Genomic DNA, 26,548 nt, shown 5'->3' with positions numbered 1-26,548 from the left:
GATCCAGACGGAAGCCTGCCGCTGCCCGCCTTCGATCTCGTATTCCCACGCAACGCCCTCCGGATCGTGCTGGTCGAACCATCGATCGGCCGCCTCCGCGGATGCGAACACCTTCACCCATTCCGCTTCGCCCACGTTCCGCCGCGTTCCATCCTCGTAGTCGTTGAGGTAAACCCACGCCGTCCTTCCGGACCGATCCAGCTCGGCCCGATGTTCAACTGCGGCGTTGACCTTCTGCCGGTCGGCGCGATGTTCTCGAGGGAGCGATCTTACGGTGGCGTGGATTTCGGACGGCAGCCCCGTCCTTTGCCCGGGCGGTTTCTTGGTCCACTCGATCCAACGGTCGAACGCATCCGTCATGGGAGCCTCCTCTGCTTCACAGGAAAGGGGCTATCCATCGTGAATGCGTCCGGCCTCACGCCTTTCTCTATGCGCGCCCAGGTGACGGGCGCAGCGATCGGAAACGCTTGGCGCGCCCGCGGCGAATAGGTGCCGACGGCGGTGGTCCCGCGTCCGTTGCGCAAGTAATCGAGGAAGATCCGCCCGTTGCGGGTTGCCTGCGCCGAAAGGACGTAGCGTTCGGGGTCGCGCGATGCGAATTCAGTGCACAGTCGCCGGGCGGTCCGATGAGCCTGATCGTGCAGCATCGGTACCCCGAGCGGCGCCATCAGGTGGGCGCCTTTGCCGCCGGTCAGCTTCGGCCAAGTCTCCAGTCCCTGGCGCTGCATAAAAGCGCGAAGCTCGAGCGCGGTCTCGGCCACCTGCTCCCATTCTACGCCCTCGCCGGGATCCAGGTCGATGACGATCCGGTCCGCCTGCTCGATGTCCTCGATCGTCGAATTCCACGGGTGCAGCTCGACGGCTCCGATCTGCACGAGGCCGAGCAACCCGTCCAGGCTGTCGACCCAGAGGCGCGTGCCCTGACCGCCCTCGCGCTTCTGGATGCGAAGCTGGTGGACGACTTCCGGAATATCCTTCGGAAGAGGCCCCTTGTGGTAGAAGGTGGTGCCGTGCACGTGCCGAACCAGTTTGAGCGGCCGGAGGCTGAGATGCGGCAGCGCTCTCTTCCATACCCGCTGCCAGTAGTCCGCAAGGTCTTCCTTGGAAGGGACGACCGCGTGGGGAAGAAGCTGCAGGATGTTTTCTTTGGGCACGCCTACCTTCGGCCGTCCGGCTGAGGAGGGCACCAGGCGCGGCGCCTTCACCTTCCGCACTGTCAGATCGTCGCGAAGTCCTTTGAACACGGCTTCACGCAGCAAACCGTCGTCAGTCAGCGCGCCGTACTCCACCTCGGCATCGACCGTTGGTTCGACCCAGGTCGCCTTCGGCTTCTTGACCTTGACGTCGAGCCGTGATGTGCGTCGGATCAGTGGATCCAGCTGCTCGCGCAGTTCGCGCGCGGCTGCCTCCGTGTAGCCGGTACGGACTTTGCCCGCGTAGTTCAGCTTGCCGTTCTCGCGACGGCCTACGTATAGGGAAGCGATCTTACGTGGGTGAGCACCGAGCTTCTCGACGAAAGCGACGATCGGAAACGTGTCGCTTTTCTTGCATTTGAGCTTGATCCAGGTCTCCTGGCGGCCCGAGCGGTAAGGCTGGCCAAGCCGTTTGGCGATCAGACCTTCGAGGCCGAGCTCGCAACCCTTCACGAAGACCTTGTCTCCGTCGGCTTCGAGAGCCTCGACGTAGATGAAGGTCTCGGGTGCCTCCTTCAGAAGCTCGTGCAGCAACCGCTTGCGATCTTCGTACGCCGCGCCGCGCAGATCGTACCCGTCGAGGTGCAGGAGATCGAAGGCATGATAGCGCACACGCTCGCTGCGTTTGCGGCCGAGTTCGCAACGGAGCTGCTGGAAGTCCGGCAGGCCGCCGCTGCCGTAGACGACGGCCTCGCCGTCGATGATCGCGCTCTTCGCCTTCAGCTTATGAGCCGCGGCTGCGATCGAAGAAAACTGCTCGGTCCAATCGAGCCCCGTGCGCGAATAGACCATGGCATCGCCATCTTCAAGATGCAGTTGGGCGCGATAGCCGTCCGCCTTGATTTCGTAGACCCAACCCTCGCCACGCGGCGGATTCTCGCGCAACGTGGGGTCACACGGCTCGATGTAACCTGCAATAGCAGCTTTGCGGGCGCCGGCAACGCGCGATACTCCCGAACGAGACTGACGCAACGCCACGGCACACATGCGGACTCAACGCCCGCAGCCGGATTCGTTCCGTCCTGTCGCCCTGGGCCGGCGCCTGCGGCGCCGTATGTCAAGATCATTCCGGCGGCAGCCGTCGCGATACCCGAGCCGGATGGAGCGGTGTCTGATCGCAGCGGAGCGCCGTGGCTGGCGATCGCCAAGCTGTGGAACTCGCGGGCGCGGCGGTCGTTGCTTGGCCGCGGCACCAGTAGCGAGTAGGAGAGCACGTGAATCGACGCCAGCTTGTTCGAGGGTCGGCGGTGTTGCCGGCATTGCTGCTCGCTTCGCGGACTGGTTTCGCCGCCGCTGGCCCTCCAGAGGGCGCGTTCGGTCCCTCCACGGTGAGGGATCTCGCCCGTATGCTTGCGGGCAAACCGTACGAGGCGCCGGACGAGAAGCTGCCGAGCGGCTTGAAGGACCTCGAATACGATCAGTACCGTTCGATCCGATACCTGCCCGAGCGCGCACTCTGGCGCGGCAAGAATCTTCCGTTCGAAGCCCAGTTCTTCCACCGCGGCTTCTTCTACAAAAACAGGGTGACCATCTTCGAGGTCGCGGACGGAAAGGCAACCGAACTCAAGTACCGCAAGGCGGATTTTTCATTCGACGAGAAGGTGCCGGCGTTCGATGAGGCCGACCTCGGCTTTGCCGGCTTCCGCATACACGCGCCGATGAACCGCGCCGACTATTACGACGAGGTCTGCGTCTTCCTGGGCGCGAGCTACTTCCGGGCCGTCGCCAAAGGGCAGACGTACGGGCTTTCCGCCCGGGGCCTCTCGATCGATACGGGCGAAGCGAAGGGCGAGGAATTTCCGCTCTTCAAGGTCTTCTGGCTCGAACGGCCCGCGCCTGGTGCGACCTCGTTGGTGATCCATGCTTTGCTCGACAGCAAGAGCTGCGCAGCGAGCTACAGATTCACCGTTCGGCCCGGGGACACGACTGTCTTCGATGTCGAGATGTCGGTCTACCCGCGCGTCGAGATGCAGCGGGCCGGGCTCGCGCCGATGACCAGCATGTTCTTCTACGGTCCCAACGACCGCAACGACATCGATGATTTCCGCCCATCTGTCCACGATTCCGACGGGCTTGCGGTCTTCAACGGGAAGGCCGAAAGCCTGTGGAGGCCGCTCAGCAATCCCCGTGATCTCCAGATCAGCACTTTTCAGGATCTCAATCCGCGCGGCTTCGGCTTGATGCAACGGGAGAGAAACTTCTTCGCCTATCAGGACATCGAATCCAGCTTCGAAAAACGCCCAAGTCTCTGGATGGAGCCGATTGGAGATTGGGGCGAGGGCGGCGTCATGCTGTTCGAGATCCCGACAAAGGAGGAGGTCCACGACAATATCGCCGCATTCTGGCGGCCGAAGAATCCGCTGCAGGCAAAGGGCGAGCACAACTACACCTATCGGCTGCATTGGGGGCCGGACAGTCCCAAGGCGCACTCGCTTGCCAGGTTCACGCGAAGCGGGATCGGGGCGAGGGGCGAGGGCTCGCGCCTCTTCGTCCTTGACCTCGTCGGCGACAGCCTGAAGGGCGTCGATCCTGCGGTCATCAAGGGCCTGGTGACGGCGGAGAAGTCCGAAGTGAAGAACATCGTCACGCAGCCCAATCCCTACACCGGTGGTTGGCGGCTGAGCTTCCAGTGCCAAGTGAAGGGGGAGCCGATCGAGTTGCGCGCGTTTCTGGCCGAAGGCGACAAGCCGCTGTCGGAAGTCTGGGTCTACCGATGGGCACCCTGAGCACGGCACCGCGGCCGATAGCCGGCGATATCGCGGCCCAGCGGCTGCTACCGCGCGAATCTCCGCTTCCGATGGCTCCTGGCGATCTCGGAAAGAGCCGGGCGTCGGACCGAGTTCCTGCGCCGGTCGCCACCACCATGGCTTGGCGGCGCGGCCTCATTCTCCTCTCGACGGCGGCGCTGACCGCGGCCGGTGGCTATGAGATGTATCGCGTGCTGGAGGTCGGCGGCGTCACCGTCCTCGAAGCCATGGTGCTTGTCCTTTTCCTGGTCCTGCTCGCTTGGGTCGCCTTTTCCTTCGCGTCCGCGGTGGCAGGCTTCTTCGTGCTGCTGGCCCATCGTCCAGACCGGCACGCCTTCCGGCCTCACCCGGAACTACCGGCCGTATCCGGCCGCACCGCCATGCTGCTTCCCACCTACAACGAAGACCCGCACCGCTTGACGGCCCGGCTCCGGGCGATCATCGAATCCTTGGAGACAACGTCGCACTCAGAGCTGTTCGACTGGTTCATCCTGAGCGACAGCACCGATCCCGACATCTGGGTCGCCGAGGAAAAAGCGCTGCTGGCGCTGCGCCAAGCCGTGGGAACGGCTCGGCTGTACTACCGTCACCGCGCCGACAACACCGCGCGGAAAGCCGGCAATATTTCCGAGTGGATCACGCGGTTCGGAGGCGTGTACGACTTCATGATCGTTCTAGATGCAGACAGTCTCATGAGCGGGGACAGCATCGTCCGCTTGGTCCACGCCATGGAGACCAATCCGACCGCCGGGCTCGTCCAGACGCTACCTATGATCGTCAATGCGCGAAGTCTGTTCAGCCGCGTCCAGCAATTCGCGGGCCGCCTGTACGGACCGCTGATCGCCGCCGGCGTCGCCTGGTGGCACGGCTCGGAAGGCAACTACTGGGGACACAACGCCATCATCCGGGTGAAGGCATTCGCCGAAGCGGCCGCCCTGCCGCAGCTTCGGGGTCGGAAACCGTTCGGTGGGCACATCCTTAGTCATGATTTCGTCGAGGCCGCGCTGATGCGGCGGGCTGGATGGGGCATTTACATGCTGCCGACGCTGGGTGGAAGCTACGAAGAGGTGCCGCCCTCGCTGCTCGATTTCGCGGCGCGCGACCGCCGCTGGTGTCAGGGCAATCTTCAGCATCTGGCCGTGGTGCCTGCGCGAGGTCTCCATTGGGTCTCGCGCCTGCATTTCATGGTGGGCATCGGTGCGTATCTGACTGCGCCTTTGTGGTTGCTTTTCCTGCTGCTGGGGATGTTGATCTCGCTGCAGGCCCGTTTCGTGCGTCCGGAGTATTTCCCGAAAGGATTCTCGTTGTTTCCGACCTGGCCGGCCCAGGATCCCGTGCTCGCCATCTGGGTGTTCGTCGCCACCATGGGGCTGTTGCTGTTGCCGAAGCTGCTCAGCTTAATCCTCCTCTGGACGCGGCGGTCGGTGCGGCGTCAATTCGGCGGCGCTTTTCGAGCCTCGGCGGGAGTTCTCGCAGAAATCGTCGTCTCGGCCTTGATGGCGCCCGTGATGATGATCTTCCAGTCGATCGCCGTCATCGAGATCCTCGCCGGCCGTGATGCGGGGTGGCAGACGCAAAGGCGCGACGACGGCACTGTGGAGCGCGGGGAGCTCTATCGGAAATATGGCGTTCCGACCTTGTGCGGGGTCGCGATGGCTGCAAGCGCCTATGCTGTTTCGCTGCCCCTTCTGCTCTGGATGTCGCCCGTCATCGTGGGGTTGCTGTTCGCCGTTCCCATAGGCGCGCTGACTGCCAAGCCCGCATTCGGCAGACTGTTCGCCACACCGGAGGAGGGAGAGCCGCCTGCGGTGCTGGGGCGGGCGAATGAATTGAGCGCGTCGGCGGATATACCAATCGCGCCCGCACTGGTGGAGCTGCGCGAAGACCCTGCGCTTCTAGCCTTCCACCTCGCGCAGCTGCCGCCTCCTCGCGCCGCCCGACCCGACACGATCGACGCAAACCTGGCCGTCGGCCGCGCCAAAGTCGAGGCGAGCGATACTTTCGAGGAGGCCGCCGGCCATCTGTCCTCTCGGGAGGTCTTGTCGATCTTAAACGACGGTTCGGTGCTCTCGGCGGTGCTGCAGAAGCGATGAACACGCGCCGGAACCTTCGCGTCCGTCGATCCGGGCCTGATCTCAGTCGAGGATTACGTCAATAGCAAGGGAGCCTTGGCTCGATAGCATTGCTGGTCGTGACTATTCCTAGAATCTCAAATGACCTTGAACGGAGAAGTTCTGGGACAGCCGCTGCCAGCGAGGACTGGGAGCGGCCAAGGTCTCAGAACTGCGACCGCGAAATTGGTAACGCCATGACTCTTTGAAGGAACGAGTTCGCAAAGCTTTCCTTGGCTGGTCGTCCGGATCGGCAAAGGAGAATACGATCATGGACCGCGAACACGTGAAGGGCGCTGCTGACAAGGCAAAAGGCGCGATCAAAGAAGGTGCAGGCAAGCTTATTGGTAACAAAGACATGAAAGCAGAAGGCAAGATCGACCAGGCAAAGGGATCCGCGCATTCCGCGCCGGAGATGTGAAGGACGCAGCGCGCGATGCCGCTGATGCCCTCAAGAATAAGTAGAACAGGCAATACCAAAACTGGCCGCCCATGGGCGGCTTTCCTTTTCTACCGGCCGGTCCGGCGGACGCGCCGCTGTCGCGCTCTCAGCCGAGCCACCGCGACTGGACGGCCGCAGTGCCGGCGTGCCTGTCGAGGCCTTGGCGGAATTCCCCGTTGCACCGCATTTCGCGTTCGTCCAAGCGCCGGGAAAAAGTAGCAATCACCACCACAATCCCGGAACCTTGCCATCATTCGCGTGTTCTCGCAGGCCGCATCCTGCGGACAGGAGATTTCGATGAAAAGGCTGATGCTGGCGTGCGCCACCGCCGCGCTGATATCGACGGGCGCCATGGCGCAGTCCACTGTCGTCACTACCGGGACCGGCCATGCCGCCGCCGTCTAGATCGAACCGGAATACCGCACGAAGATCCGCACATACGTGACCGAACACAAGGTCGGCCCGTGCAGACCCGCGAGAAGATCGTGGTCGGTCAGCCCGTGCCGCGCGAAGTCGAGCTCGAGGCGGTGCCTGCCGATTGGGGGCCTTCGCTCACCAAGTACCGCTATGTCTACTCAGCCGAGCGCGTGATGCTGGTGGATCCGTCGACCCGCACGGTCGGGCCCGTTTGAGACATGCCGGGGCGGTCTGAGGATGTCCGCTCACATGGGGAGACCAGCTTTTCTGACGAGCAGAAGACGGCCGCCGACGAACTGCTCGCGCCTCAGATGGGCATGATGCCGATGATGCAGGGCGGCCCGATGGGTATGCGGATGCAAAATAAGTGAGCTTACCGGAAACTTGATGTGCCTCAACAATGATGACAACCGCGGCGGTAGTCTCCTTACATCCATAGGAGCGTGGCAATGTCGGTGCAGGATCATCCCGGGTATCGAGAGCGCCCTGAGGAGGGCATGTCCACCAAAGCGAAGGCCGGCCTCGTCCTGATGGGATTCCTCGCCATCGCCGGCGCGCTCCTGTTCACCGAGCACCGAGCCCATGTCCTCGGACTCCTGGTCTGGCTGCCTCTGCTCGCTTGCCCGCTGATGCACTTCTTCATGCACGGGGGACACGGGCACCATCACGGCGGCGGCCGGCCGAACGACCCAAGGAGCGTGTGATGCACGACATCGCGCCCGCTTACGGCCTCTGGAGCCTCGTCATCGTCAACTCGGCGGTGTTCATCCTGTTCGCCTACAGCTTCTTTAAGCCGCAGACTTCCCGCGACCGGCGCTCCTTCAGCGCCTTCAGCGCCTTTCTGGTCGCGCTGTTCGTCGAGATGTACGGCTTCCCGCTCACCATCTACTTCCTGTCCGGCTGGCTGCAGTCGCACTACCCAAATGTCGACTGGTTCTCCCATGACGCCGGTCACCTGCTCGAGATGATGCTCGGCTGGAAGGCCAATCCGCGCGCCGGACCGTTCCACATCCTGAGCTTTATCTTCATCGGCGCCGGTTTCATCCTGATCTCAGCCGCCTGGCGCGTTCTGTACGACGCGCAGCAGACCAGAAGCCTGGCGACCACCGGCCCATACAGCTACGTGCGGCATCCGCAGTACGTGGGCTTTGTCCTGGTTATGTTCGGCTTCCTCTTGCAGTTGCCGACGATCCTCACGCTGCCGATGTTCCCGGTGCTGACGATCATGTACGTGAAGCTTGCGAAGGACGAGGAGCGAGACACCAGATCCGAGTTCGGCGAAGCCTACGCGAAGTACGCGGCGGAAGTGCCGGGCTTCATTCCGCGCCTGAGCCGGATTCTCGGTCCGGGCTCCTCGGGCAGCAGCCTTCACCACGGCTGATCCGGGGCGGCCACGATGCGCGAGAGTTGGGGCGTTGGCGTCCATCATCGATGCTCCTGGCGGCTTCCGGCGTCCTGCTGATCGGCGTCGGGATCTACTTCCTATTCCTACGGCCTGCGTTGCTGCCCGAGGACATCCGGTACATGAGCCTCACCCCGGCGGAACTGCAGTCGATCGGTCCGAGGCTGACATCGTGGCTCACGCACGTGTTTCGGGTCTTGGGCGGCTACGTGGCGGCCACCGGAGTGCTCGCGCTCACGCTGGCGTGGACATCCCTCTGGGACCATCGGCCGGTCGCTGCGGCCGGCGCCGGAATCGCCGGCGGGCTCTCGATCGGGCTGATGGCCGCCGTCAACTTCATGATCCATTCCGATTTCAAGTGGGTGCTGCTCGCCATGGCGCTCGTCTGGGCGGCGAGCATCGCGACGCTCGTCCGTGAATCCGCCGTTGCTCCGGACGAGCGGCCGGGACTCTGACCTACGTCAATACCGGAGCGGCGGATCCGGCCTACAATCCCTTCTCGAAAGGGCAGCCATGAGCGACGCCGTGTTCACCGCGAAGGAATTGACCAAAACATACGTCTCCGGCGAGGTGAGGGTGCATGCGCTCAACGACGTCGATCTCGAAATCGCCGAGAAGGAAGTGGTCGTGCTGCTCGGCCCGTCCGGCAGCGGCAAGACGACGTTGCTCAACATCATGGGCGGCCTCGACCGACCGACCAGCGGCAGGTTGTTCTTTCGCGATCTGGACCTGACGGACCTTGAGGATCGGGAGCTAACGAAGTATCGCCGCGATCACGTCGGCTTCGTGTTCCAGTTCTACAATCTGGTGCCGAGCCTCACGGCCTACGAAAACGTCGCGCTTGTCACCGAGGTCGCCAAGAACCCGATGCGGCCTGACGAGGCCCTCGCGCTGGTCGGGCTCGAAGAGCGGATGCATCACTTTCCCGCCCAGCTCTCCGGCGGCGAGCAGCAGCGCGTCGCCATCGCCCGCGCGATCGCAAAGCGTCCGGCGGTGCTGCTCTGCGACGAGCCGACCGGGGCGCTGGACTCGAAAACCGGAATTCGTGTCATCGAAGCTCTGCTGGGGGTCAACCGGCAGCTCGGCACCACAACTGTCATCATCACGCACAACGCTAGCATCCAAGAGGTCGCGGACAGGGTGCTATTCTTCGCCGACGGCCGGATCGCCCGCGTCCGGAAGAACGAGGCCCGCCGAGAAGCGGCCGAACTCACCTGGTGAGGGCATGAGCGCGCTCGACATCAAGCTGTTCCGGGACGTCAGGCGGCTCTGGGCGCAGGTCCTTGCCGTCGCGCTCGTCGTCGGAGGCGGCGTCGCTACGCTGGTGCTCGCTGTCGGCTCGCACCGATCTCTGGAGGAGACCCGGATCGCGTACTACGAACGCTACGGCTTCGCCGACGTGTTCGCGCAGGCGAAGCGGGCCCCCAAGGCACTCGCTTACAGGATAGGCGAAATACCAGGCGTCGCCGCTGTCGATGCCCGCATCGCCAAGCCGGCGCTACTCGACATTCCCGGGTTCTCTGAGCCCGCCAGCGCACAGTTCGTCTCGCTGCCCGACAACGGCGAGCCGCATCTCAATCGGCTCTACGTGCGTTCCGGACGGGTTCCGGAGCCGGGGCGCGCCGAGGAGGTCGTCGTCAACGAGCCGTTCGCCCGGGCCCACGGCTTTTCGGAAGGGGCGCGGTTCTCGGCCATACTCAACGGCAAGAAGCGCGAGCTCGTCATCGTCGGCACCGCGCTGTCCCCGGAGTTCGTCTACACCGTCGGGCCAGGCGACCTGATGCCGGATGACCGCCGCTATGCCATCGTCTGGATGTCGGAGAAGGCGCTTGCCGGCGTCTACGATCTCGATGGCGCCTTCTCTGCGGTATCGATCAAGCTGCAGCCCGGTGCGTCCGAGCGCGAGGTGATCTCGCGGCTCGACGTCTTGCTCGATCCCTACGGCGGCCAAGCGGCCCACGGCCGGAAGGACCAGACCTCGCACGCCTGGCTCGATCATGAGCTCGACATGCTCAACAACATGAGCCGTACGCTGCCTCCGATCTTCCTGCTGGTCGCCGCCTTCCTGGTCAATCTCACCCTGACCCGCCTGGTCGCGCTCGAACGGGAGCAGATCGGTCTCTTGAAGGCACTGGGCTACGCCGACAGCAGCATCGTGCTGCACTACTTCAAGTTCGTGGCACTGATCGTGGTTATCGGGGTCATCCTGGGCGGCGTCGCCGGCACGTGGCTCGGATATCGCGTCACCGCGCTGTTCGGCGACTTCTTCCACTTCCCCTTCCTGGTGTTCGCGAAGGCGCCGGATCTATACCTTACCGCCGGCGCCCTTAGTTCCGCCGCCGCCGCCGTCGGCGCGCTGCGGGCGCTGCGCGAAGTGGTCAAGCTGGCGCCGGCCGTCGCCATGCAACCGCCGGCGCCTCCGGTCTATCGGCGGCTGCTGCCGGCGAGCATCCAGCTCGACCAGGTCATGTCGCAACCGACGCTGATGATGATCCGGAACATCGCCCGCCATCCGGTCAGGGCAGCATTCACGACGCTTGGGATGGCGCTGGCGACCGCCATCCTGGTCGTGTCGCTGTTCACGCGCGACACCATGGAGCAACTGATCGACGTGACATACTTCCTCGCCGACAGGCAGGACGTGACCATCGGCTTCGCCGAGAAGCGGATCGAGAACGTCGTGGAGCAGGTGAACCGGCTGCCGGGCGTACTCGCTGCCGAGCCGTTCCGTGAGGTGCCCGTGCGGATCCGCCATGGCAACGTCGAACGCACGATCACGATCAGCGGCCGGCCCGCCGGTGCCGATCTGCGGCGCATCATCGACGCCGACCTCCGGCCGGTCGCACTCCCCGGGACGGGCCTCGCCATTTCCGCCATGCTCGGTCACATCCTCGGCGTACAGGCCGGCAACACGGTAGAACTCGATCTGCTGGAGGGTGCCCGCCGCACGGTCAGCATGCCGATCGTGGCAACCGTAGAGGACTATTTCGGCATCCGGGGCATGATGGACATCGAGGCGCTCCGCAGACTCATGCGCGAGGCGCCCGTCGTGAACAGCGTGAACCTCAGCCTCGACGAGAATCGGAAGGAGGACTTCTACGCGGCCGTGAAGTCCATGCCGACGGTCGGCGGCGTGGCGTTGCAGCGCGTCTCTTTGGCGAATTTCCGCAAGACCGTAGCGCTCCTCGTCACCACGATGGCAAGCATCTACACCGGACTGGCCGCGGTAATCGCGTTCGGCGTCGTCTACAACAACGCCCGGATCTCGCTCTCCGAACGGGCTCGGGAGTTGGCCAGCCTGCGCGTGCTGGGCTTCACGCGCGGCGAGGTCCTGCGGATCCTGCTGCTGGAGCTGACAATCCTGACGCTGGTCGCGCAACCGCCGGGTTGGCTCGTGGGCTACGGGCTCGCTTGGGTCATGAAGACGAATCTCGCGGGCGAACTGATGCGCGTTCGCCTCGTCGTCGAGGACTCGACCTACGTGGTCGCGACGTCCGTCGTAGTGCTGGCGGCCATCGCCTCCGCCGCGGTCATCCGCCAGCGTATCGACAACCTGGACCTCGTCGCGGTCCTCAAGACGCGAGACTAGCCATGCAGGCTAACTGGACTAAACGTATCATCGGCGCTGCGGCACTGGCCGCGATCGCGGGAGGGCTGGTCTGGTTCGCCTGGCCGCGGCCTACTCTGGTTGACCTCGCGACCGTCAGGAAGGGGCCGATCGAAGTCACGGCGGATGACGACGGCAAGACCCGTGTGCGTCACGTCTACACCGTCTCAGCGCCGATCGCGGGAAAGGTCCTGAGAATCTCGCATCCGCTCGGCGACCAAGGACCTTCGCTTCACGTCGGCGACGAAGTCGTCGCCAACCAGACTGTCATTGCCCTGATGCAGCCGACGCTGCCGGGCTTCATCGACGTGCGCTCACGCGACCAGCTTCAGGCAGAGGTTCTTGCTGCGGATGCAGCCATCCAGCAGCAGGAGGCCGAGGTGAAGCGCATCGAGGCCGCGCTGGAGTTCTCTCGGGCCGAGTTCCAGAGGGCGCAAACGCTGCTGCGGACGCAGTCGACCTCGGCCCAGGCCTTCGACAAAGCGAAATTCGAGGTGGCGACGAGCGAAGCCAATCTGGCGAGCGCCAAGGCCCAAGTCGAGATGCGCCGCGCGGTGCGAACCAGCCTGGCCGCTCGATTGATGGACCCGGCCAACGCCGCGCCTTCTGCGGAGCCGACTTGCTGCGTCCGGGTGCTCGCGCCGGCGAGCGGACGAGTGCTGAAGATCGCCCAGGACAGCGAGGCGACCGTCCTTCCCGGGACGCCCCTCGTCGACATCGGCAACCCACTTGATATGGAGGTTGTGGCAGACCTGCTCTCGACCGATGCGGTCCAGATCAAGGTCGGCGCCCCCGTCCGGATCGACGGGTGGGGTGGCCAAACCATCAAGGGGAAGGTGGTCCGCGTCGACCCGGCCGGATTCCTGAAAATCTCCGCCCTCGGCATTGAAGAACAGCGGGTTCGGGTGACCATCGACTTCGCGGATCCGCCCGAGGCGTGGGCCTCGCTTGGGCATGACTACCGGGTCGTCGTCCACGTGACCACCTGGAGCGCTCCGGACGCCCTGACGGTGCCGGTGAGCGCTTTGTTTCGGAAAGGCGACCACTGGGCCGTTTTCACCGACGAGAACGGCCGCGCCAAAACCGTCGCGATCACCGTCGGCCACCGAAACAGCCGAGTGGCCGAGGTCCTCTCTGGGCTCACCGCGGAAGATCGGGTCGTTCTGCATCCCAGCGACCGAGTGGCCGATGGAGGCAGGATCGCGATGCGCGCCGGACCGTAGGTGGCGGTCCGTTGGTAAGTGGTCCGCTTGTTGATGCAAAGCAGAAGACCGGCGAATCCTCGATTTCGCCTCGGGGTCAAAAGCGGCGGTCGGGGCAGGTGCGGCCCCGTGTCCGGTCAACTGCTAACAGCAGACATCCAAACCGGCTCAGTAGTTTTCAGCTCAGGGCTAGAAGCGGATATGGCTGCTTAGGCGAACGCCGTTCTCCAACATCTCGCGGACCCGGAGCGCGAGCTTCGCCAAGGAGATAGGCTTTTCCAAAGATCCACGCGCGATCACCGTCAGCGGCAGAACGAAGTCTGTGATCCGAGGAGGCTAGGAACGCGACAGAAGCGTCTGCAGCTTTTCGCTCAACTGGTCCTGCGAGAAGGGCTTACCGATAGCAGGGACATCTCTGAACTCCTCCTCGAGGGGCGGTGCGCCATATCCCGTGCTAAAGAGGAAGGGAATCCTTCGCTCGCGTAAGACGCGAGCCACTGGGAAAACAAACTCTCCAGCCAAGTTGACATCCAGAAGCGCCAGATCAAAGGAGCCGGTCGTCGCTAACTCGCATGCCTTTTTCAGTTGAGCCGCAGAGGCAACGACTTTAAGACCCAATTCCTCCAGCATGTCTTCGATCATAAGGGCGACCAAACCCTCGTCCTCGACGAGGAGGACCCTGGCGGCGGATACCTCAGACATTGGTAGACGTGACCCTAATGGGAAACTTCATGCGACAGCGCGTACCCTCCGGCTCGAACGCCAGGTCGAACTCGCCTGCGAGATCATGTTCGACGCAACGCTCCATCAGCCGGGTGCCGAACCCACGCCGCTTGGGTGGCGCGACCAGAGGGCCTCCGCGTTCGCGCCATTCGCATTCTAACCCGCATTGAGACCGTTCGCCCTCCACAGCCCTCCAGGTGAACGACACCGCTCCCCCCGGGGCCGACAGAGAGCCGTATTTTGCCGCGTTGGTCAGAAGCTCGTTGAGCACCATGGTGACGCTTAGTGACGTGCGGGCATCTAGATTGACGTTCGGCCCGCCTGTGACAACCCGCCCGCCGGAGACCGGCGCGACGATATCGTGAACCAGTTGCTCGAAAGGAGCATCTTGCCAATTTCGTCCCGTTAGAAGGTCATGCGCACGCGAGAGGGCCAACAGCCGTCCTGTGAACGTCGGCAGAAATTCCTGCAGATCGGCAGCATGGCGGGCAGTCTGGCTCGCGAGGGACTGCACGGTGGCAAGCGTGTTTTTGACGCGGTGGTTCAGTTCGTCGATGAGCACCTTCTGGGCATTCTCTGCGAGCTTGCGCTCACTGATGTCGACGAGCATGTTGATGGCGCCGATCAAGTTTCCTTCCGCATCGCGCAGCGGCGTCGGATAAGGAATGAAAGGCACGCGTTTGCCGTCTGGACGCTCGGCAATTGCCTCCGCTCCGCGAACTGGGCGGTTTTCACGCAGCGCGACCGCCATTGGACATTCATCGTGCGGCAGAGGCGAGCCGTCGGGCCAATAAAGCTTCCAGGTTACGCACCATTCATCGCCAGGCTGGGGGGTTCTGCCCGCCATCTCGACCGCGGCGCGATTGAAGAAATTGATCCGGCCCTCGGCATCAGTGGTGTAGATCGCGGCGGGCAGAGCCTCAAGGAGATCGCGCATGCGCTGCTCGCCTTCACGCAGTCGATCCTCCAGCTGTTTCGTAGCGGTGACGTCCTGGGCAACACGCACGCCATAGAGAAAGCGACCACTCGGGTCGCGCACCGTCGAACTCGAGATATCGAGGTGGCGCACAGAGCCGTCGGGCCGAAGCGCACGCTTGCGGATCTTGTAGTTCTCGACCTCGCCGCGCACCTGAGCTGCATAGAGTTCGGCGTCCTTCGCCCGGTCATCCGGATCGGTGTAGTCGAGAAAAGTCATCCCGAGCAGTTCGTCGCGCGAGCGGCCAGTTATTCCGCAAAGAGCATCATTCACCCGCAAGAAGCGCCCGCGCTCGTCCGCCTCCGATATGCCGACGATGGCAGCCTCGTACGTCGCTGCAAGTCGTGCGTCACTGGCCTGACGCGCCTCATTGGCGGCTTGCAAGTCCGTGACGTCGACGGTGAAGCAACGTGTATTGACGAACTTGCCGTCCACAAAACGGCTGTTTGATGTAATCAGCACATGCTTCACCGAGCCGTCTCGCGCTCGCATCCGCGCGGGATAACGTTCGAGCGGCTGGCCGCAGGAAAGGCGCTGAAGGATGTCGCCGATCACGGGAGCGTCGGCATGAAACTCCGCGATGTGACGGCCAATGTACTCCTCTGGGCTATACCCGAGCAGAGCTAATTCGGCTCTGTTTGCGCGAAGGATGATGCCTTCACCGCTGACGATATGAAGACCGACCGCGCTGTTCTCGAAGAAATCCTCCAGGTCCTGCGTTTTCTGTCGTATCTCTTCTTCGATCCGCTTTCGTTCAGTGATGTCTTGAAAGCAGTTGATGGCGCCCTGGATGATCCCGGAGTGGTCGCGCAACGCTCGGATACTGACCAGGGCCGTAAAGCGAGAGCCGTCCGGCCGCGCCATGATGACTTCGGCGTTGCGCGTGGGCGTTCCAGCCCGAACTGCCGTAGCCATGGGACAATCGCTATGGGCCAGCGGACTTCCATCGAGAAGGTAGAGTTGGTGCGAACCGCAGAAGCGCTCCTTTTTACCTAGGTTGGGGGTTCTGCCCCACAATTCCACCGCCTCGGTATTGAAGGCGACCAGCAATCCCTCGGCATCGCAAAGGTAAACCGCCCCAGGAATGGCATCCAGTGCGGCCTGGCCGGCTGCCACCAGTGCCTCGAACTCCGTCGGCTGGCGACGGGAGGAGAGCGGAAATTCCTCGACATTGGACATAAAAAGGGTCTCTCGGGGCGAGAGGAGGCCCACGCCAGGGCCATTCGGTTCGGGAAAAGATTGGCGGACACCCCGTTGGCCGGCCAACAAGCTAGAACGCGCAAGAAGGCCGATGGTTCCTTTTTACCTCACCGGATTCGCCATTGAATAAGGCACTGACGTAAGTCTGACCGAAACTAGGGCCCACAATGGGTCATAAGCAGCGGTCGAGGTGAGCTCGGCGCCGCGTCCGGTTCAGGGGGAAGTAGCGGCCAATCACAATGGCCGCAGCCTTGTTCGGCTTTTGGCCGATTTTATTGCAAAAGTCGGTTGAGTAAGACCTCGAACGGTGATTCCGTTGGGTTGACGCGATTCTCGGCGAGGTCGATCCATGATGGGCCGTCTGAAGAGTGACCAAGGTCAACTGTTCTACGAGTTTCATCTCAGCGACGCGGTCCCCGAAGATCATCTGGTGCGGAGGATCGACACTGCTCTCGATCTGACTTGGCTTCGCAGCGAACTTGCTCCTCATTATTCGTCCACGGGGCGCCCGTCGATCGATCCGGAGCTGATGATCCGGATGCTGATCGTGGGGTATGTCTTCGCGATCCGCTCGGAGCGGCTGATCTGTCGCGAAGTGCAGGTGAACCTCGCCTATCGCTGGTTCTGCAAACTGGGTATCGAGGATGCTGTGCCGGATCATTCGGCGTTCTCGCGTGCCCGCAATGAGCGTTTTCGCGCGGGGGATGTTTTTCGTCGCGTATTTGAACGTGTCGTCGAGGCGTGCATTGCGGCCGGTCTGGTTGGTGGCGAAGGCTTTGCCGTTGATGCGAGACTGATTGCGGCCGACGCTAACAAGCAGCGCTCGATTGCGGATCAGGATTGGCGCAGGGATCGTGATCCGGCGAGGTCAAGCCGCGCGGTGAAGGAGTATCTAGAGACCCTCGACGATACGGCGTGGGGCGCTGCCAGCGATGTTATTCCGAAGTTCGTTTCGCTCTCCGACCCCGCGGCCCAGTGGACCGGCGCTCACAAGGGGCCGGCATTCTTCGCTTACTCCGACAATTATCTCATCGACGTGAAGTTCGGCGTCATCCTCGATATCGAAGCCTCCCGTGCCATTCGCCAGGCCGAGGTCGGCGCAGCAAGGACCATGATCGAGCGAACAGAGGAGCGCTTCGGCATCCAACCGGAAAGGCTTGTCGGGGATACCGCTTACGGGGCAGCTCCGATGCTGAACTGGCTGGTCGAGAAGGGCATCGCGCCGCATATTCCTGTTCTCGACAAATCGAAACGAGATGATGGCACCTTCTCGCGCAGCGACTTTCGATACGATCCGACCGCCGACGTCTACCACTGTCCGGGCGCAAAGCAGCTCGGAACAAGTGGCACCGTGCACGAGGGAAAGACGCTTCTATATCGTGCAAGCAAGCTCGACTGCGATGTATGCCCCCTCAAGCCGCAGTGCTGCCCAAAGGAGCCGTCACGCAAAGTCCCGCGCGATATCCATGAGCATGCCCGAGACGTCCCCCGATCGTTCGCTGGCACCGAGGGCTTTGAGCGGTCCCGCCGCGAGCGCAAGAAGGTCGAGATGCGGTTCGCGCACTTGAAGCGCATCCTGAGGTTTGGTCGGCTTCGCCTTCGTGGTCCACAAGGCGCCCAGGATGAGTTTGTTCTGGCTGCCATCGCTCAAAATCTGAGGCGCCTCGCTTCGCTGGCTGCGCGACCACCACCTGCTCAGACCCTGTGTATTGCGTAGCGTAGGAGTTGCGTTGAGAGCGTCAGGGGCGGCGGGTCAAAGCCGGTCGGCCCCTAGCGAATGGCCGAACGACACCCATCGGTTACAGCCGACTTTTGCAACAAAATCGGCCAACAGCGGATCTTATTCGATAACCTCGTCCGCACTAACCAGCAATGTCGGCGGCACAACCAGATTGAGCGCTCTTGCTGTCCTCAAGTTCACGATGAACTCAAATTTCGAGGGACGCTCCACCGGGAGCTCAGATGCTTTCTCGCCACCCAATATTCGATCAGCTAACTGAACCGCGCGGGGAAAGTAATCCCTCTGGTTGGGCCCATAACTCATCAAGAACCCGCGCCTTGCCGCTTCACCGAGAAACGAGAGGGTTGGCAGATTGATCTGCGTTGCGGCAGCAACAAACTTCTCCGCAACAGGGGTAATCCCAGGGCCTGAGAGCTGGATGATGCCGGTTCTTTTCGGTCCTGCGATGGCTGAGAGCAGACTGGGGAAATCGTCGTTGACGCTAAATTCCAGAACAGTCGTTTCGACCCCCAGGTTCTCGGCAACACGGAGCGCCACGTCGAGCTGGCTTCTTCCGGCTGATGGCTGCCAAGCAAAAGCAACACGGTCCAAAGCTGGAACCATCTCGCGCATCAGCTGAATCCACTTGGCGGCAAGGACAGGTGTATCGAGAAAAAGCCCTGTGACGTTGCCACCGGGCCGCGCAACGCTGCGAATGAGCCCGGCTTGGATGGGGTCAGTCTCCAAATCGAAAGCCACTATTGGAGTGCTTGAGGCCCCGCTAGCAGCCGCGCGGACGGCTTGGGCCCCGACGGCAATCAGGACGCCCACTCCTTTGCCGGTCAAATCTCGGACTAACTCGGGAAGTCGCTGTGGGTCACCCTCTCCGGAGCGGGTCAAAACAGTTTCGCCTTCGACATACCCGAGGCGGCGCCACTCCCCCGCAAGCACCGAGAAGGTAATGTGATTAGGATTTATCGTAACGGGATGCAGATAACCTATCTTGCCCTTAGCGGGCTGAGCGCGAAGCAATTCGGGAAAATATCCCGCGCCAACCATGGCAATGAGCAACAACTCCCGCCGCCTCATACTCGCCCCTAGTTTGGGTACTGGCTGAAACATATGATCACGAGCAGAAACCGAAGACCATAGGGCGGCGTCGTCAAACGAATTTCCGCTATGGGTCAAACTGCGAAGAACTCAGGTCGAGCAAATCTGGTCGCTCTGCCGCATCAGCGGACCTCCGGGAGACGAGGCGCAACTTCGCAGATGGGCCACGAGGACATCCTGTGAGAAGCAGGGGCGCGCCCAGGTGTTCAGCGGAAGCGCTCGCAGGTACCCTGAACGGACTCAAGGGCAAGTGTCAGGACGCTTGAGCCACATTCAGTGGCTCTTAGTTGGGACGGGCCCGCGTTAAGTGCGGACATCTTTACCAGCTTACTGGCCCAATTTCCTTTGTGAACGACCCAGCCCAGTATTAGCTTATAAGAAACCTCTGGGTGAGCGGGCAGATGAATCTCGAAGACTTATACCGGCTTCTGCGCAGCGAGCATGTCCAGGCGCAAGGGATCGTTGACACACTGGAGGAGCCCCTCCTGGTGCTTGACCGGGCGGGCTGCGTCCTTACGGCCAACCGCGGGTTCTATGAAACCTTCAGGGTGGCTCGGGATGAGACGGTTGGACGCAGCCTGTTCGACCTTGGTGGCGGTCAATGGGACATAGCCGAACTCAGGCGGCTCGTCGGCGAGATCATTCCCCGATCTACCGCCGTCGTCGGATATGAGGTTACAGCAGAGTTCCCGACGATCGGTCGACGCACAATGCTGGTCAGCGCACGTCGTCTCGTTCACCCTGACAATAACAGCACCAGCCTCCTGATCCTGTTGGAGGACGTGACCGACAGGCGGCAAAGCGACGTCCAAAAAGACATTCTCCTCGCTGAAACGCGCCATCGGATGAAGAACCTTCTGGGGATCGTACGCTCCCTTGCCAATCAGACGGATGTGGAGGGCCGCACAGCCAACGAATACCGCGATGCCTTCTTGGGACGGTTCCAGGCCGTGGCCGAAGCCGAGACCATCGCGCTGGCCAGCAGCGCTGAAGCCAATCTGAGTGCCCTTGTGGAGCAATCGCTAAAGGTCGCAGGCCCCGAGCGATACCGGGTGAGCCCCGGACCGGCGGTGCGTCTCAACCCACGGCAGATCATGCCGATGAGCCTCATTCTGCATGAACTCGTGACCAATGCCTGGAAATATGGAGCATTCTCCAGCCCCGAAGGAATCGTGCACCTGAGCTGGCGTACGCCGGAAGAGGAGGGCAAAACCTTCCTGCACATCGACTGGCGAGAGGAAAACGGCCCACCCGTCACTCCGCCAACTCGCTCCGGCTTCGGCTCTAGGCTGATCGATCTCAGCGCAGTGCAGGGCTTAGCCGGCTCCGTGGAACTGAAGTATGAGCCGACCGGTTTAAGGGTGCACATCACCGCGCCTGTGGAGTCTTGAACCCCCGGGGACACATTGTGCACGACGCTCCCCGAATCTTGGTTGTCGAAGATGAGTATCTCATCGCATTGGAGCTCGACACCCAGTTAAGGACTGCGGGATACCGCGTGATCGGTCCCGTCCCAGACATTGATCGCGCTTTGAAGCTGTTGAGGGCTGACCGGCCCGACGCGGCCATCCTCGATGTCAACCTCGCTGGAGAATGGGTCACCCCCGTCGCGCAAGCGCTCCGGGCGATGTCGGTACCGTTCATTCTTGCCAGCGGCTACGTTGCCGCCGACCTCCAAGCCCATCCAGCCCTGCGAGACGCGGTCAATGTCGGGAAGTCGTGGAGGCCTGAGTATCTACTCAAGACCCTTCGAAACGCTCTGGAGGGAACGTAAGGACGTTACTCCGTCGTTTGTAGCTGATCCCGACATGTGGAACATACCATGCTTCCGATCCAACTTGGACCACTCAAGCCTCGCCGGCGCTAGTCGCCGGGTCGACGTGCTCTTCTCGACCATCGGTGCACTACCACGCTAACGCGCCGTTGGCTTTCTTCTTGAAGTCTGTCAACTGCTAGGGTACTGTCTCACGTATCGATACTGGCCGAACAACTGTTCCGCTTTCGCCTCAGATCCTGACGGCGCGCACGTTTCAGACATTCTCCAACATCGACTAACCGGACTACTGGCCGCAACTAGCGCGCCAGGTCCTGCGCGCACAAGAAGGAAAACCTGATGAACACCGGTACAGTGAAGTGGTTTAATACCCAAAAGGGCTTCGGCTTTATCCAGCCATCAAACGGCACCAACGACGTCTTCGTTCACATCAGCGCGGTCGAACGCGCCGGCATGGGAACTCTGACCGAAGGTCAGACCCTGTCTTACGATGTCGTCGCAGACCGTCGTACTGGCAAATCCGCTGCCGAAAATCTTCGTGCTGCTTAGTTAAGAGCACGACAGACCTGTCGCTCTAGCCACGGATGTACTGGTAGAGCTTGTGGTCCTGCCCCGCTCCCGAGTTATCGGGGCGGGGTTTTTCATTCAAGCAGGTAAAAAGATCGAAAAGCGGGCGCGACTTGCGGCTTCCTGTTGCGCCTGTGTCCGGTGGACTACGTCAGCATGTTCACCGGCCGCATCGGGAACGTGATTCCTCAGTGCCAAGCAGGAGAGTCAATGAGCATCGTTAAACGTCATCTGGCCGAGCAAGAAGAACGCTTAGTCCTGATCGAGGAAATCTGCATCGATACAGGAGCGCTTGTCCTGGATACCGCCACGGACGAAGTCTACTTTTCCGCAGACGAAGCGGCTTACAAGAACGCCTACGTCGCAGTCTTCCAAGCCTGGGCAAAGGGCACGATTAAGGGCACAGCAGAACAGATATTCGATGCAACCAAATCCATTCTTGAAGACTAGCAAGACCTCCGAGAGCGCCCTAAACATCGAGGAAAATATGTCATACGCCTATAAGCTAAACGAAGAGGGTTCGGCACCAAGCTCAAGGTCCCCAAGGACGCGCCGCAACTGAAGGGCCAAAGATCTACACGATCGTACAGTGCATGCCGATCGAGTCCGATGGACGAGTAAGATACCGCATCAAGTGCAGGTCCGAGAACATCGAGCGCGTGGTTACGGAAGATCAGCTTTCGTATTTTCACTGATCTCCGCATCTTTCCCGCAAGCGTCCATCAGACAATGCCAGGAGGCAGCAGGGAGGAAAAATGTCAGACCGGCGGGAGCTCTATCGGAGCCCGAACGGGGACGCATGGTTCATCGCACGCGAGCCCGCAAACGGTTACGCTTTCATCATCCACCAACCCAATGCGCCCTCTGGTGGCCGGCTCTCTCACATCGAGCTGGGTGAGTTCTTGCGTGACGGGAAGGGACCCGAACAGCAAGCATTGTTGCGATTGATCGGAACGCTGGTCGAGGTCCCGCCGTTTGCGTAGGATCCTTGCACTCATCGCTCACGGCCAACTCGCCTAATGACGCCTGATGGCCCACTTCAAGGCTGCCGCCAACTTGTAAGCGAGTTTAACACTTCTTTGTGAGTCGACACGTTGGGCTACCGGCCGCGGGAATTACCTGCGGGCCACGAGCGTTCAGCCCCCGCTTGCCGCGAGAGTCTCGGCCGCCCGCGAGCGAATCTTCTGAGCACGAAGCGCCGGGCGCGCCCTAAGGGGTCACCGAGTCACTTCGCGTAACCCTGTGATCGGAGCCAAGCGATCCGACGCTCTCCATTCATCCACTCGTCAATATCGGCTTTGCTCGCGAAGCCCGTAATCTCTCGCGCTTCTGTGCCCGGGTACTCGGCAATGATAGCCCAATCGCCCTCGGATTTACGGACTGGTTTGAAGCTCACTTTTATTTTTGCCATGCCGAATTATGTCAGAAGGCGGTCGAAAAGGGAACCTCGTTCGAGCCATATCCGGCCTGGTGAATAGTAGAACTCGCTCCACCGAGGATCTCTTAATCTGGAGCGATCCTGTAAACATCGCCGGGTTCGAGGTCGAGCTCCTCGAACATCCTCTGCTGCTTTTCAGTCAGGACGGCCGGCACAATTTCCGCGGTCCAGCCTTCGGGAACGGCAGCAAGCACTAGCGTCAATGCCTGTTTGGGTTTGGCAAAGGCGAGCCACATCTGCTTCGTTGGCTTCGGAGCGTCGTCCGAAGTCACCTCAACGATAGTGAATGAAGTGCCGAACGACTCTGCCATCAAGGGCTAATCCGCGGAATTGCTAAGCGTTGCAATAACTAGCTGGGTCGCGGAAGGCGGACGGGTCCAGCAATCAATTTATAGGTGGGCACCCAGGCGGTGTTCCACGATTCCGTGGTCTCGCCGCAAACCGAGCACTCGAAGCTGGCGATCTGCCGACCGGGGGCCATGGCCTCGTTTCGGCTATAGACTGCTCCACAGTGGCAGGTTCGGTAGTGGGAATCGGGCATCCCCCATTATGCACTCATGAGGCAAAACAGGCGACTGCGAAATCGACCAGGCCGCTGAGGATGGAAGCAGGACAGCTGGCAAAACCGGGAGAACCTGGCCAAAACTGGAACGTCCGATGGCTAAGGCTCCGCCATGCGGGCGCCGCCTTGCCCCCAGCTCTGCATATAATTACGCTCCACACGAAGCTCATTGAATACTGGCAGAAACTTCACATGCCACCGACGACACGCGAGTACATTGATTTTTGGGTCGAGAACAGCGTTCACGCTGCGGAGCAATATGGGACGCCGGGCGCTTCACAAAGCGTGGACGTATTAGTTGATCGCCTCGTTGAGGGGGCCGAGAGTCAAAACATCCCGCGGGAGGCCCTTGAAAAAGAGGTCGGTGATCTAAAGCAGTACATCAAGGGAAAACTCGCCACTGCTAACCAGATTGAGCAGGATCGTCGCAAGTGACTCTGCCAACGGAGAGTCGACGAAGTCGCGTCTAACTTAGCTCCGATCAGGATAGGCACTGCGAGAACGGCCATGGCGATGCGAGTGGAAATAAAGCGAGTGATACATGCTGCAACACCCGGTATGCCGCAGCAGCTCTACTCGACACTGCCGGTGCTAGGCGAGCTCCTTAGCAACGCACTCGACAGAATCGATGAACTCGAGAAGAAGGCCAACGATCAAACGGCAGACAAGCGCTGATCGCCCGCCCGATTTGATTGCTCAAGCTTTTTCCCGGCGCCTAGAACGGCGTCAGGTCAGCCACAGGCGAGGTCCGCAATGGGTCAAAAGCGCGGGTTTGAACGGCGCCGTGTCACTTCCGGTGTGCCCCGATCAGCAGACCATATCTGAGCCGAACCGAACTTCGCCATCGGGCCAACCACCGACTACGCAGCGGGCGCGTCAAGGCCGTGTGGCAGCATGACCTGTATAACGTTCTGCCCTTCCGGTGGATTGGCGCGAGATATGTCCTTTCCCGTGCACATCCTCAACTAGAACTGCCTTTCCAGCCGAGACACGTCGAACCTCTCCGTCACTCGTTTCAAACTCGACCTCGCCATCCAGCCAGATGGCTAGGAGCCGGCCCGGTGAATTATGAAAGTCCGCTTCGCGCGCCCCTGGAGGGATATGAACAAAACGAACTCGCGAAGCTTCGTAGAAAGCGGAACGTGCGGATTCATAGTTAGCGGCAGGCGCGCCATTCGGAAACGACCGCGTTAGGGTCGTGGGAACATCAACTTCCCCAAAATGGGATTCGCCGTCTGGAGTTGCATATATGCGCAGGCACTTCATTCCCGGCCTCCAATAGCTCCATCGAGCTTAGCTTATGGCGTGGCCTATGTGCGACAAATGTCGGAATCAAAACCGGCGGTCTAAGGGCCTGCAAACCGATTCCGATCTGCACTCGACACCCGACCCTCGGAGCAGCATTTGGCAGCATCGGGCCACGAGCAGGCCCGTCGCAAGGCAGCAGCTCGCAGCCTTGTTTTATTCGATCGCCTGGTCACCTCCACCGCCTCGCTCGCCTTCGCCTGACAGGCCGCAGGGATTTGCAATTACTCGATCAGCAGCAGCCCGCGCTTCTTATCGCCATCGTACGTATTTACAGCTGCGAACAGCCGTCTTCGCTCGACTAGCCATGGCTGGTAGCTGGAATTGACATCGAGCACCAAAACTAGATCTTCGGCTTCCAGATAGCCGCCAATGGGCGAATGATGTCCAACACCAGCACCAAAAATTTGCGCGCGATTGAAGTTCACGATGTAGCGTCGGCCCAGATCGTTGGAGCGACGCAGATGCTCCAGAAACTGGTCCTCGCTGAGATCACGCAAGACAGTGACTTTGCGGCTCGTGTTGGTCCCCGCGACCTCGGCCAGCTGGTCAAGCGTGAGACCCAGATGCATAAGCCTGTCCAGCACCGCCCGGTGCCGGCCAGCACCTTGCCCTCCGTGCTTGCCGCCTCGCCGAGCGACCTATACGCATTCGCAACAGCTGCAGGTCCGCAACGAGAGCTATTTGATTGCCAGTTAACGTTCCTGTGGAACGTAGCTGCCACTGGCAGGTGCCACGCGCGTTCAATAAGCTCCGGTGTACGTGTTACCGAGGACACTATGGCTTCTGTCGGCACGCGTGACTGACCAACGACAAGGGCCCCGGCATCCAGCAGGCCCGCAGTGACAACCATGCAGATAATGCTGACTGGGCGCCACCGCTTCATGGGTCTGAACCTAGCAGCAGTCCGACTGAGGCTGGCCAGATTATATCCTTAAGCTATTGGCTGGAACAGACCCCATAAATGTCCGTTGAGGGTTCAGCGCATCGCTACGCGCAGCGTGACTTCCGGTTAGCTCTGGTGGACGGACATGTTGAGCGCCGGCGGACGGTCTCCAGCGGGCAGATTCGGTTCTCATAATGCGCAGGCGCAGACGGCCGGTCTTCCTCCAGATCGGAAAGACACGGCGTGCGGAGCAGTTGCCCGGCCCGTGTGCTATTTTCGACCCCGGCGGCTAAGGTAGTGGGCCCTCCGGGGCGAGGCCGCTAGGCGCGCTTGCTACGCTTCGCCGTCTCGCAATGTTTGTTGCAGCCGGCGTCGAGCCGCTTGCAGCAATTCTTTTATGCGGCTCGCCATGGCTTCAACCGCGGAATCCAGCGCGGCACATTAGCCCGAAAGCTCTCGTACTCCGCGCCAAATGTTTGCTTGAGCGTCGGTTCTTCGTAAATCACCACAAAGACATGAAAAAAAAGCCAGAGTAGCGCGCCGTACCAGAGGAGCCGCCAATCACCAAACAAAAGGGCCTGACCAAAAATGACTGCGACGACCGCGATGTAGATCGGATTTCGCACGTAGCGATAAAGGCCAGTCACTACGAGCGTTTGTGTCGGCGCGATCGGGGCGGGCGTCCCCAGCCCCTCCAGCGCAAAACGGGCAAATGAATCCACGAGTCCGGGCACTCCGACGATGATCAATATACCGCCGAGGATGCGGGTTAGATCGACGCCGAAAAAAGCTGGCCGAAATTCCCAATGCGTGACCCACCAAGGAACGAAGCCTGCCAGCACCAACGGCGCAATGACGAAGAACAGAGCGGAGCCCAAGACGGCAATTGCCTTCGACATTGCGTGCTCCCACAACCCGACAAGAATAGCTTAGCAAATCACTTTCTGCTACGTGCATTGAACTCGGCCCACAAACAGTTGTCCCGGCCGTCGGGTTCTCTTCACCTCGCTTCTGATCTTCAGGCTGAGTTCCGAAATGGGTCACAAGCAGCCCTCAGCCGCACCGCAACGAACGGCTCCTGGTTGGCAAGGAGAATCTTCACTTTGCGGCGTTGGTCGGAGCGGCCATGTGTTCGGCCTGTTTGCGCGGTTCACGTGACCGCTGGC

General features: G+C 61.4%; 23 protein-coding genes and 1 pseudogene. 17 read left to right on the top strand and 7 right to left on the bottom strand.

Annotated elements, in window-relative coordinates:
- Window positions 1-356: 356 nt before the first annotated feature.
- Complete coding sequence (ligD, locus tag GGD66_RS38025; protein ID WP_026202480.1) at window positions 357-2,180, bottom strand: DNA ligase D; 1,824 nt, start codon at window positions 2,178-2,180, stop codon at window positions 357-359.
- 227 nt (window positions 2,181-2,407) lie between these two features.
- Between ligD and GGD66_RS38020 the strand changes: the two genes are divergently transcribed.
- From GGD66_RS38020 to GGD66_RS37975, 10 genes are all read left to right on the top strand, one after another.
- Window positions 2,408-3,919, top strand: a complete 1,512-nt coding sequence (locus tag GGD66_RS38020; protein WP_183238198.1) for a glucan biosynthesis protein G — start codon at window positions 2,408-2,410, stop codon at window positions 3,917-3,919.
- Complete coding sequence (gene mdoH, locus GGD66_RS38015) at window positions 3,907-6,033, top strand: glucans biosynthesis glucosyltransferase MdoH (protein ID WP_183238199.1); 2,127 nt, start codon at window positions 3,907-3,909, stop codon at window positions 6,031-6,033. The genes GGD66_RS38020 and mdoH overlap by 13 nt, the downstream gene beginning before the upstream one ends.
- Before the next feature lie 289 nt (window positions 6,034-6,322).
- The gene (locus GGD66_RS38010; protein WP_371260728.1) at window positions 6,323-6,472 is read left to right on the top strand and encodes a CsbD family protein; all 150 of its coding nucleotides are present in this window, start codon (window positions 6,323-6,325) and stop codon (window positions 6,470-6,472) included.
- A 485-nt stretch (window positions 6,473-6,957) separates the two neighbouring features.
- Window positions 6,958-7,125 carry a DUF1236 domain-containing protein gene (locus tag GGD66_RS41790; protein WP_245283311.1) on the top strand — a complete coding sequence of 56 codons (168 nt, stop codon included), beginning with the start codon at window positions 6,958-6,960 and terminating at the stop codon, window positions 7,123-7,125.
- 234 nt (window positions 7,126-7,359) lie between these two features.
- Entirely contained in the window at window positions 7,360-7,614 is a 255-nt protein-coding gene (locus tag GGD66_RS38000) for a DUF2933 domain-containing protein (RefSeq protein WP_183238200.1), read from the top strand.
- Window positions 7,614-8,291, top strand: a complete 678-nt coding sequence (locus tag GGD66_RS37995) for an isoprenylcysteine carboxylmethyltransferase family protein (protein ID WP_183238201.1) — start codon at window positions 7,614-7,616, stop codon at window positions 8,289-8,291. Before GGD66_RS38000 ends, GGD66_RS37995 begins: the two co-directional genes overlap by 1 nt.
- A 50-nt stretch (window positions 8,292-8,341) precedes the next feature.
- Window positions 8,342-8,767, top strand: coding sequence for a hypothetical protein (locus GGD66_RS37990; RefSeq protein ID WP_183261760.1), 426 nt, complete (start codon window positions 8,342-8,344; stop codon window positions 8,765-8,767).
- Window positions 8,768-8,825: 58 nt separating this feature from the next.
- On the top strand, window positions 8,826-9,533 hold the full coding sequence (locus GGD66_RS37985; RefSeq protein ID WP_018321057.1) for an ABC transporter ATP-binding protein: 708 nt from the start codon (window positions 8,826-8,828) through the stop codon (window positions 9,531-9,533).
- Between the two features lie 4 nt (window positions 9,534-9,537).
- On the top strand, window positions 9,538-11,901 hold the full coding sequence (locus tag GGD66_RS37980) for an ABC transporter permease (protein WP_018321056.1): 2,364 nt from the start codon (window positions 9,538-9,540) through the stop codon (window positions 11,899-11,901).
- Between the two features lie 2 nt (window positions 11,902-11,903).
- Window positions 11,904-13,142: an efflux RND transporter periplasmic adaptor subunit gene (locus GGD66_RS37975; protein ID WP_183238202.1), complete on the top strand. Its 1,239-nt coding sequence runs from the start codon at window positions 11,904-11,906 to the stop codon at window positions 13,140-13,142.
- Between the two features lie 315 nt (window positions 13,143-13,457).
- Here GGD66_RS37975 and GGD66_RS37970 read toward each other — a convergent pair whose 3' ends face one another.
- Together GGD66_RS37970 and GGD66_RS37965 are read right to left on the bottom strand one after the other, a co-directional pair.
- Entirely contained in the window at window positions 13,458-13,823 is a 366-nt protein-coding gene (locus tag GGD66_RS37970; protein ID WP_018321054.1) for a response regulator, read from the bottom strand.
- A complete protein-coding gene (locus GGD66_RS37965) occupies window positions 13,816-15,999 on the bottom strand; it encodes a PAS domain S-box protein (RefSeq protein ID WP_183238203.1) in 2,184 nt (727 codons plus the stop codon). Before GGD66_RS37965 ends, GGD66_RS37970 begins: the two co-directional genes overlap by 8 nt.
- 370 nt (window positions 16,000-16,369) lie before the next feature.
- Between GGD66_RS37965 and GGD66_RS37960 the strand changes: the two genes are divergently transcribed.
- Complete coding sequence (locus GGD66_RS37960; protein WP_183261758.1) at window positions 16,370-17,737, top strand: transposase; 1,368 nt, start codon at window positions 16,370-16,372, stop codon at window positions 17,735-17,737.
- A 123-nt stretch (window positions 17,738-17,860) separates the two neighbouring features.
- Here GGD66_RS37960 and GGD66_RS37955 read toward each other — a convergent pair whose 3' ends face one another.
- Window positions 17,861-18,814 (bottom strand): ABC transporter substrate-binding protein, encoded by a 954-nt coding sequence (locus tag GGD66_RS37955; RefSeq protein WP_183261756.1) that lies wholly within the window; start codon window positions 18,812-18,814, stop codon window positions 17,861-17,863.
- 437 nt (window positions 18,815-19,251) lie between these two features.
- Here GGD66_RS37955 and GGD66_RS37950 point away from each other — a divergent pair, with 437 nt between their 5' ends.
- The 4 genes from GGD66_RS37950 (at window position 19,252) to GGD66_RS37935 (ending at window position 21,641) form a co-directional block, all read left to right on the top strand.
- Window positions 19,252-20,241 (top strand): HWE histidine kinase domain-containing protein, encoded by a 990-nt coding sequence (locus tag GGD66_RS37950; protein WP_018321051.1) that lies wholly within the window; start codon window positions 19,252-19,254, stop codon window positions 20,239-20,241.
- A 38-nt stretch (window positions 20,242-20,279) separates the two neighbouring features.
- Window positions 20,280-20,624, top strand: coding sequence for a response regulator (locus GGD66_RS37945; protein ID WP_183238206.1), 345 nt, complete (start codon window positions 20,280-20,282; stop codon window positions 20,622-20,624).
- A 339-nt stretch (window positions 20,625-20,963) separates the two neighbouring features.
- Window positions 20,964-21,173: a cold-shock protein gene (locus GGD66_RS37940; RefSeq protein WP_018321049.1), complete on the top strand. Its 210-nt coding sequence runs from the start codon at window positions 20,964-20,966 to the stop codon at window positions 21,171-21,173.
- A gap of 228 nt (window positions 21,174-21,401) precedes the next feature.
- Entirely contained in the window at window positions 21,402-21,641 is a 240-nt protein-coding gene (locus GGD66_RS37935; protein WP_157644424.1) for a hypothetical protein, read from the top strand.
- Between the two features lie 1,053 nt (window positions 21,642-22,694).
- Here GGD66_RS37935 and GGD66_RS37930 read toward each other — a convergent pair.
- Window positions 22,695-22,940, bottom strand: coding sequence for a hypothetical protein (locus GGD66_RS37930; protein WP_183238207.1), 246 nt, complete (start codon window positions 22,938-22,940; stop codon window positions 22,695-22,697).
- Between the two features lie 443 nt (window positions 22,941-23,383).
- On the opposite strand from GGD66_RS37930, the gene GGD66_RS37925 reads away from it, so the two are divergent.
- Together GGD66_RS37925 and GGD66_RS37920 are read left to right on the top strand one after the other, a co-directional pair.
- Complete coding sequence (locus tag GGD66_RS37925; RefSeq protein WP_018321044.1) at window positions 23,384-23,626, top strand: hypothetical protein; 243 nt, start codon at window positions 23,384-23,386, stop codon at window positions 23,624-23,626.
- A gap of 72 nt (window positions 23,627-23,698) precedes the next feature.
- Complete coding sequence (locus tag GGD66_RS37920) at window positions 23,699-23,866, top strand: hypothetical protein (RefSeq protein ID WP_183238208.1); 168 nt, start codon at window positions 23,699-23,701, stop codon at window positions 23,864-23,866.
- A gap of 854 nt (window positions 23,867-24,720) precedes the next feature.
- Here the strand turns inward: GGD66_RS37920 and GGD66_RS37915 are convergent.
- Both GGD66_RS37915 and GGD66_RS37910 read right to left on the bottom strand, forming a co-directional pair.
- Window positions 24,721-25,382, bottom strand: a pseudogene (locus GGD66_RS37915) (phytochelatin synthase family protein).
- A 395-nt stretch (window positions 25,383-25,777) separates the two neighbouring features.
- A complete protein-coding gene (locus GGD66_RS37910; RefSeq protein WP_183238209.1) occupies window positions 25,778-26,281 on the bottom strand; it encodes an isoprenylcysteine carboxylmethyltransferase family protein in 504 nt (167 codons plus the stop codon).
- Window positions 26,282-26,548: the final 267 nt, after the last annotated feature.

Origin of the sequence: Bradyrhizobium sp. CIR48, assembly GCF_014198315.1 — a bacterium.
GTDB lineage: Bacteria > Pseudomonadota > Alphaproteobacteria > Rhizobiales > Xanthobacteraceae > Bradyrhizobium.
Note: the sequence above shows the minus strand (reverse complement) of the source record. Positions and strands in the feature narration are given on the sequence as shown.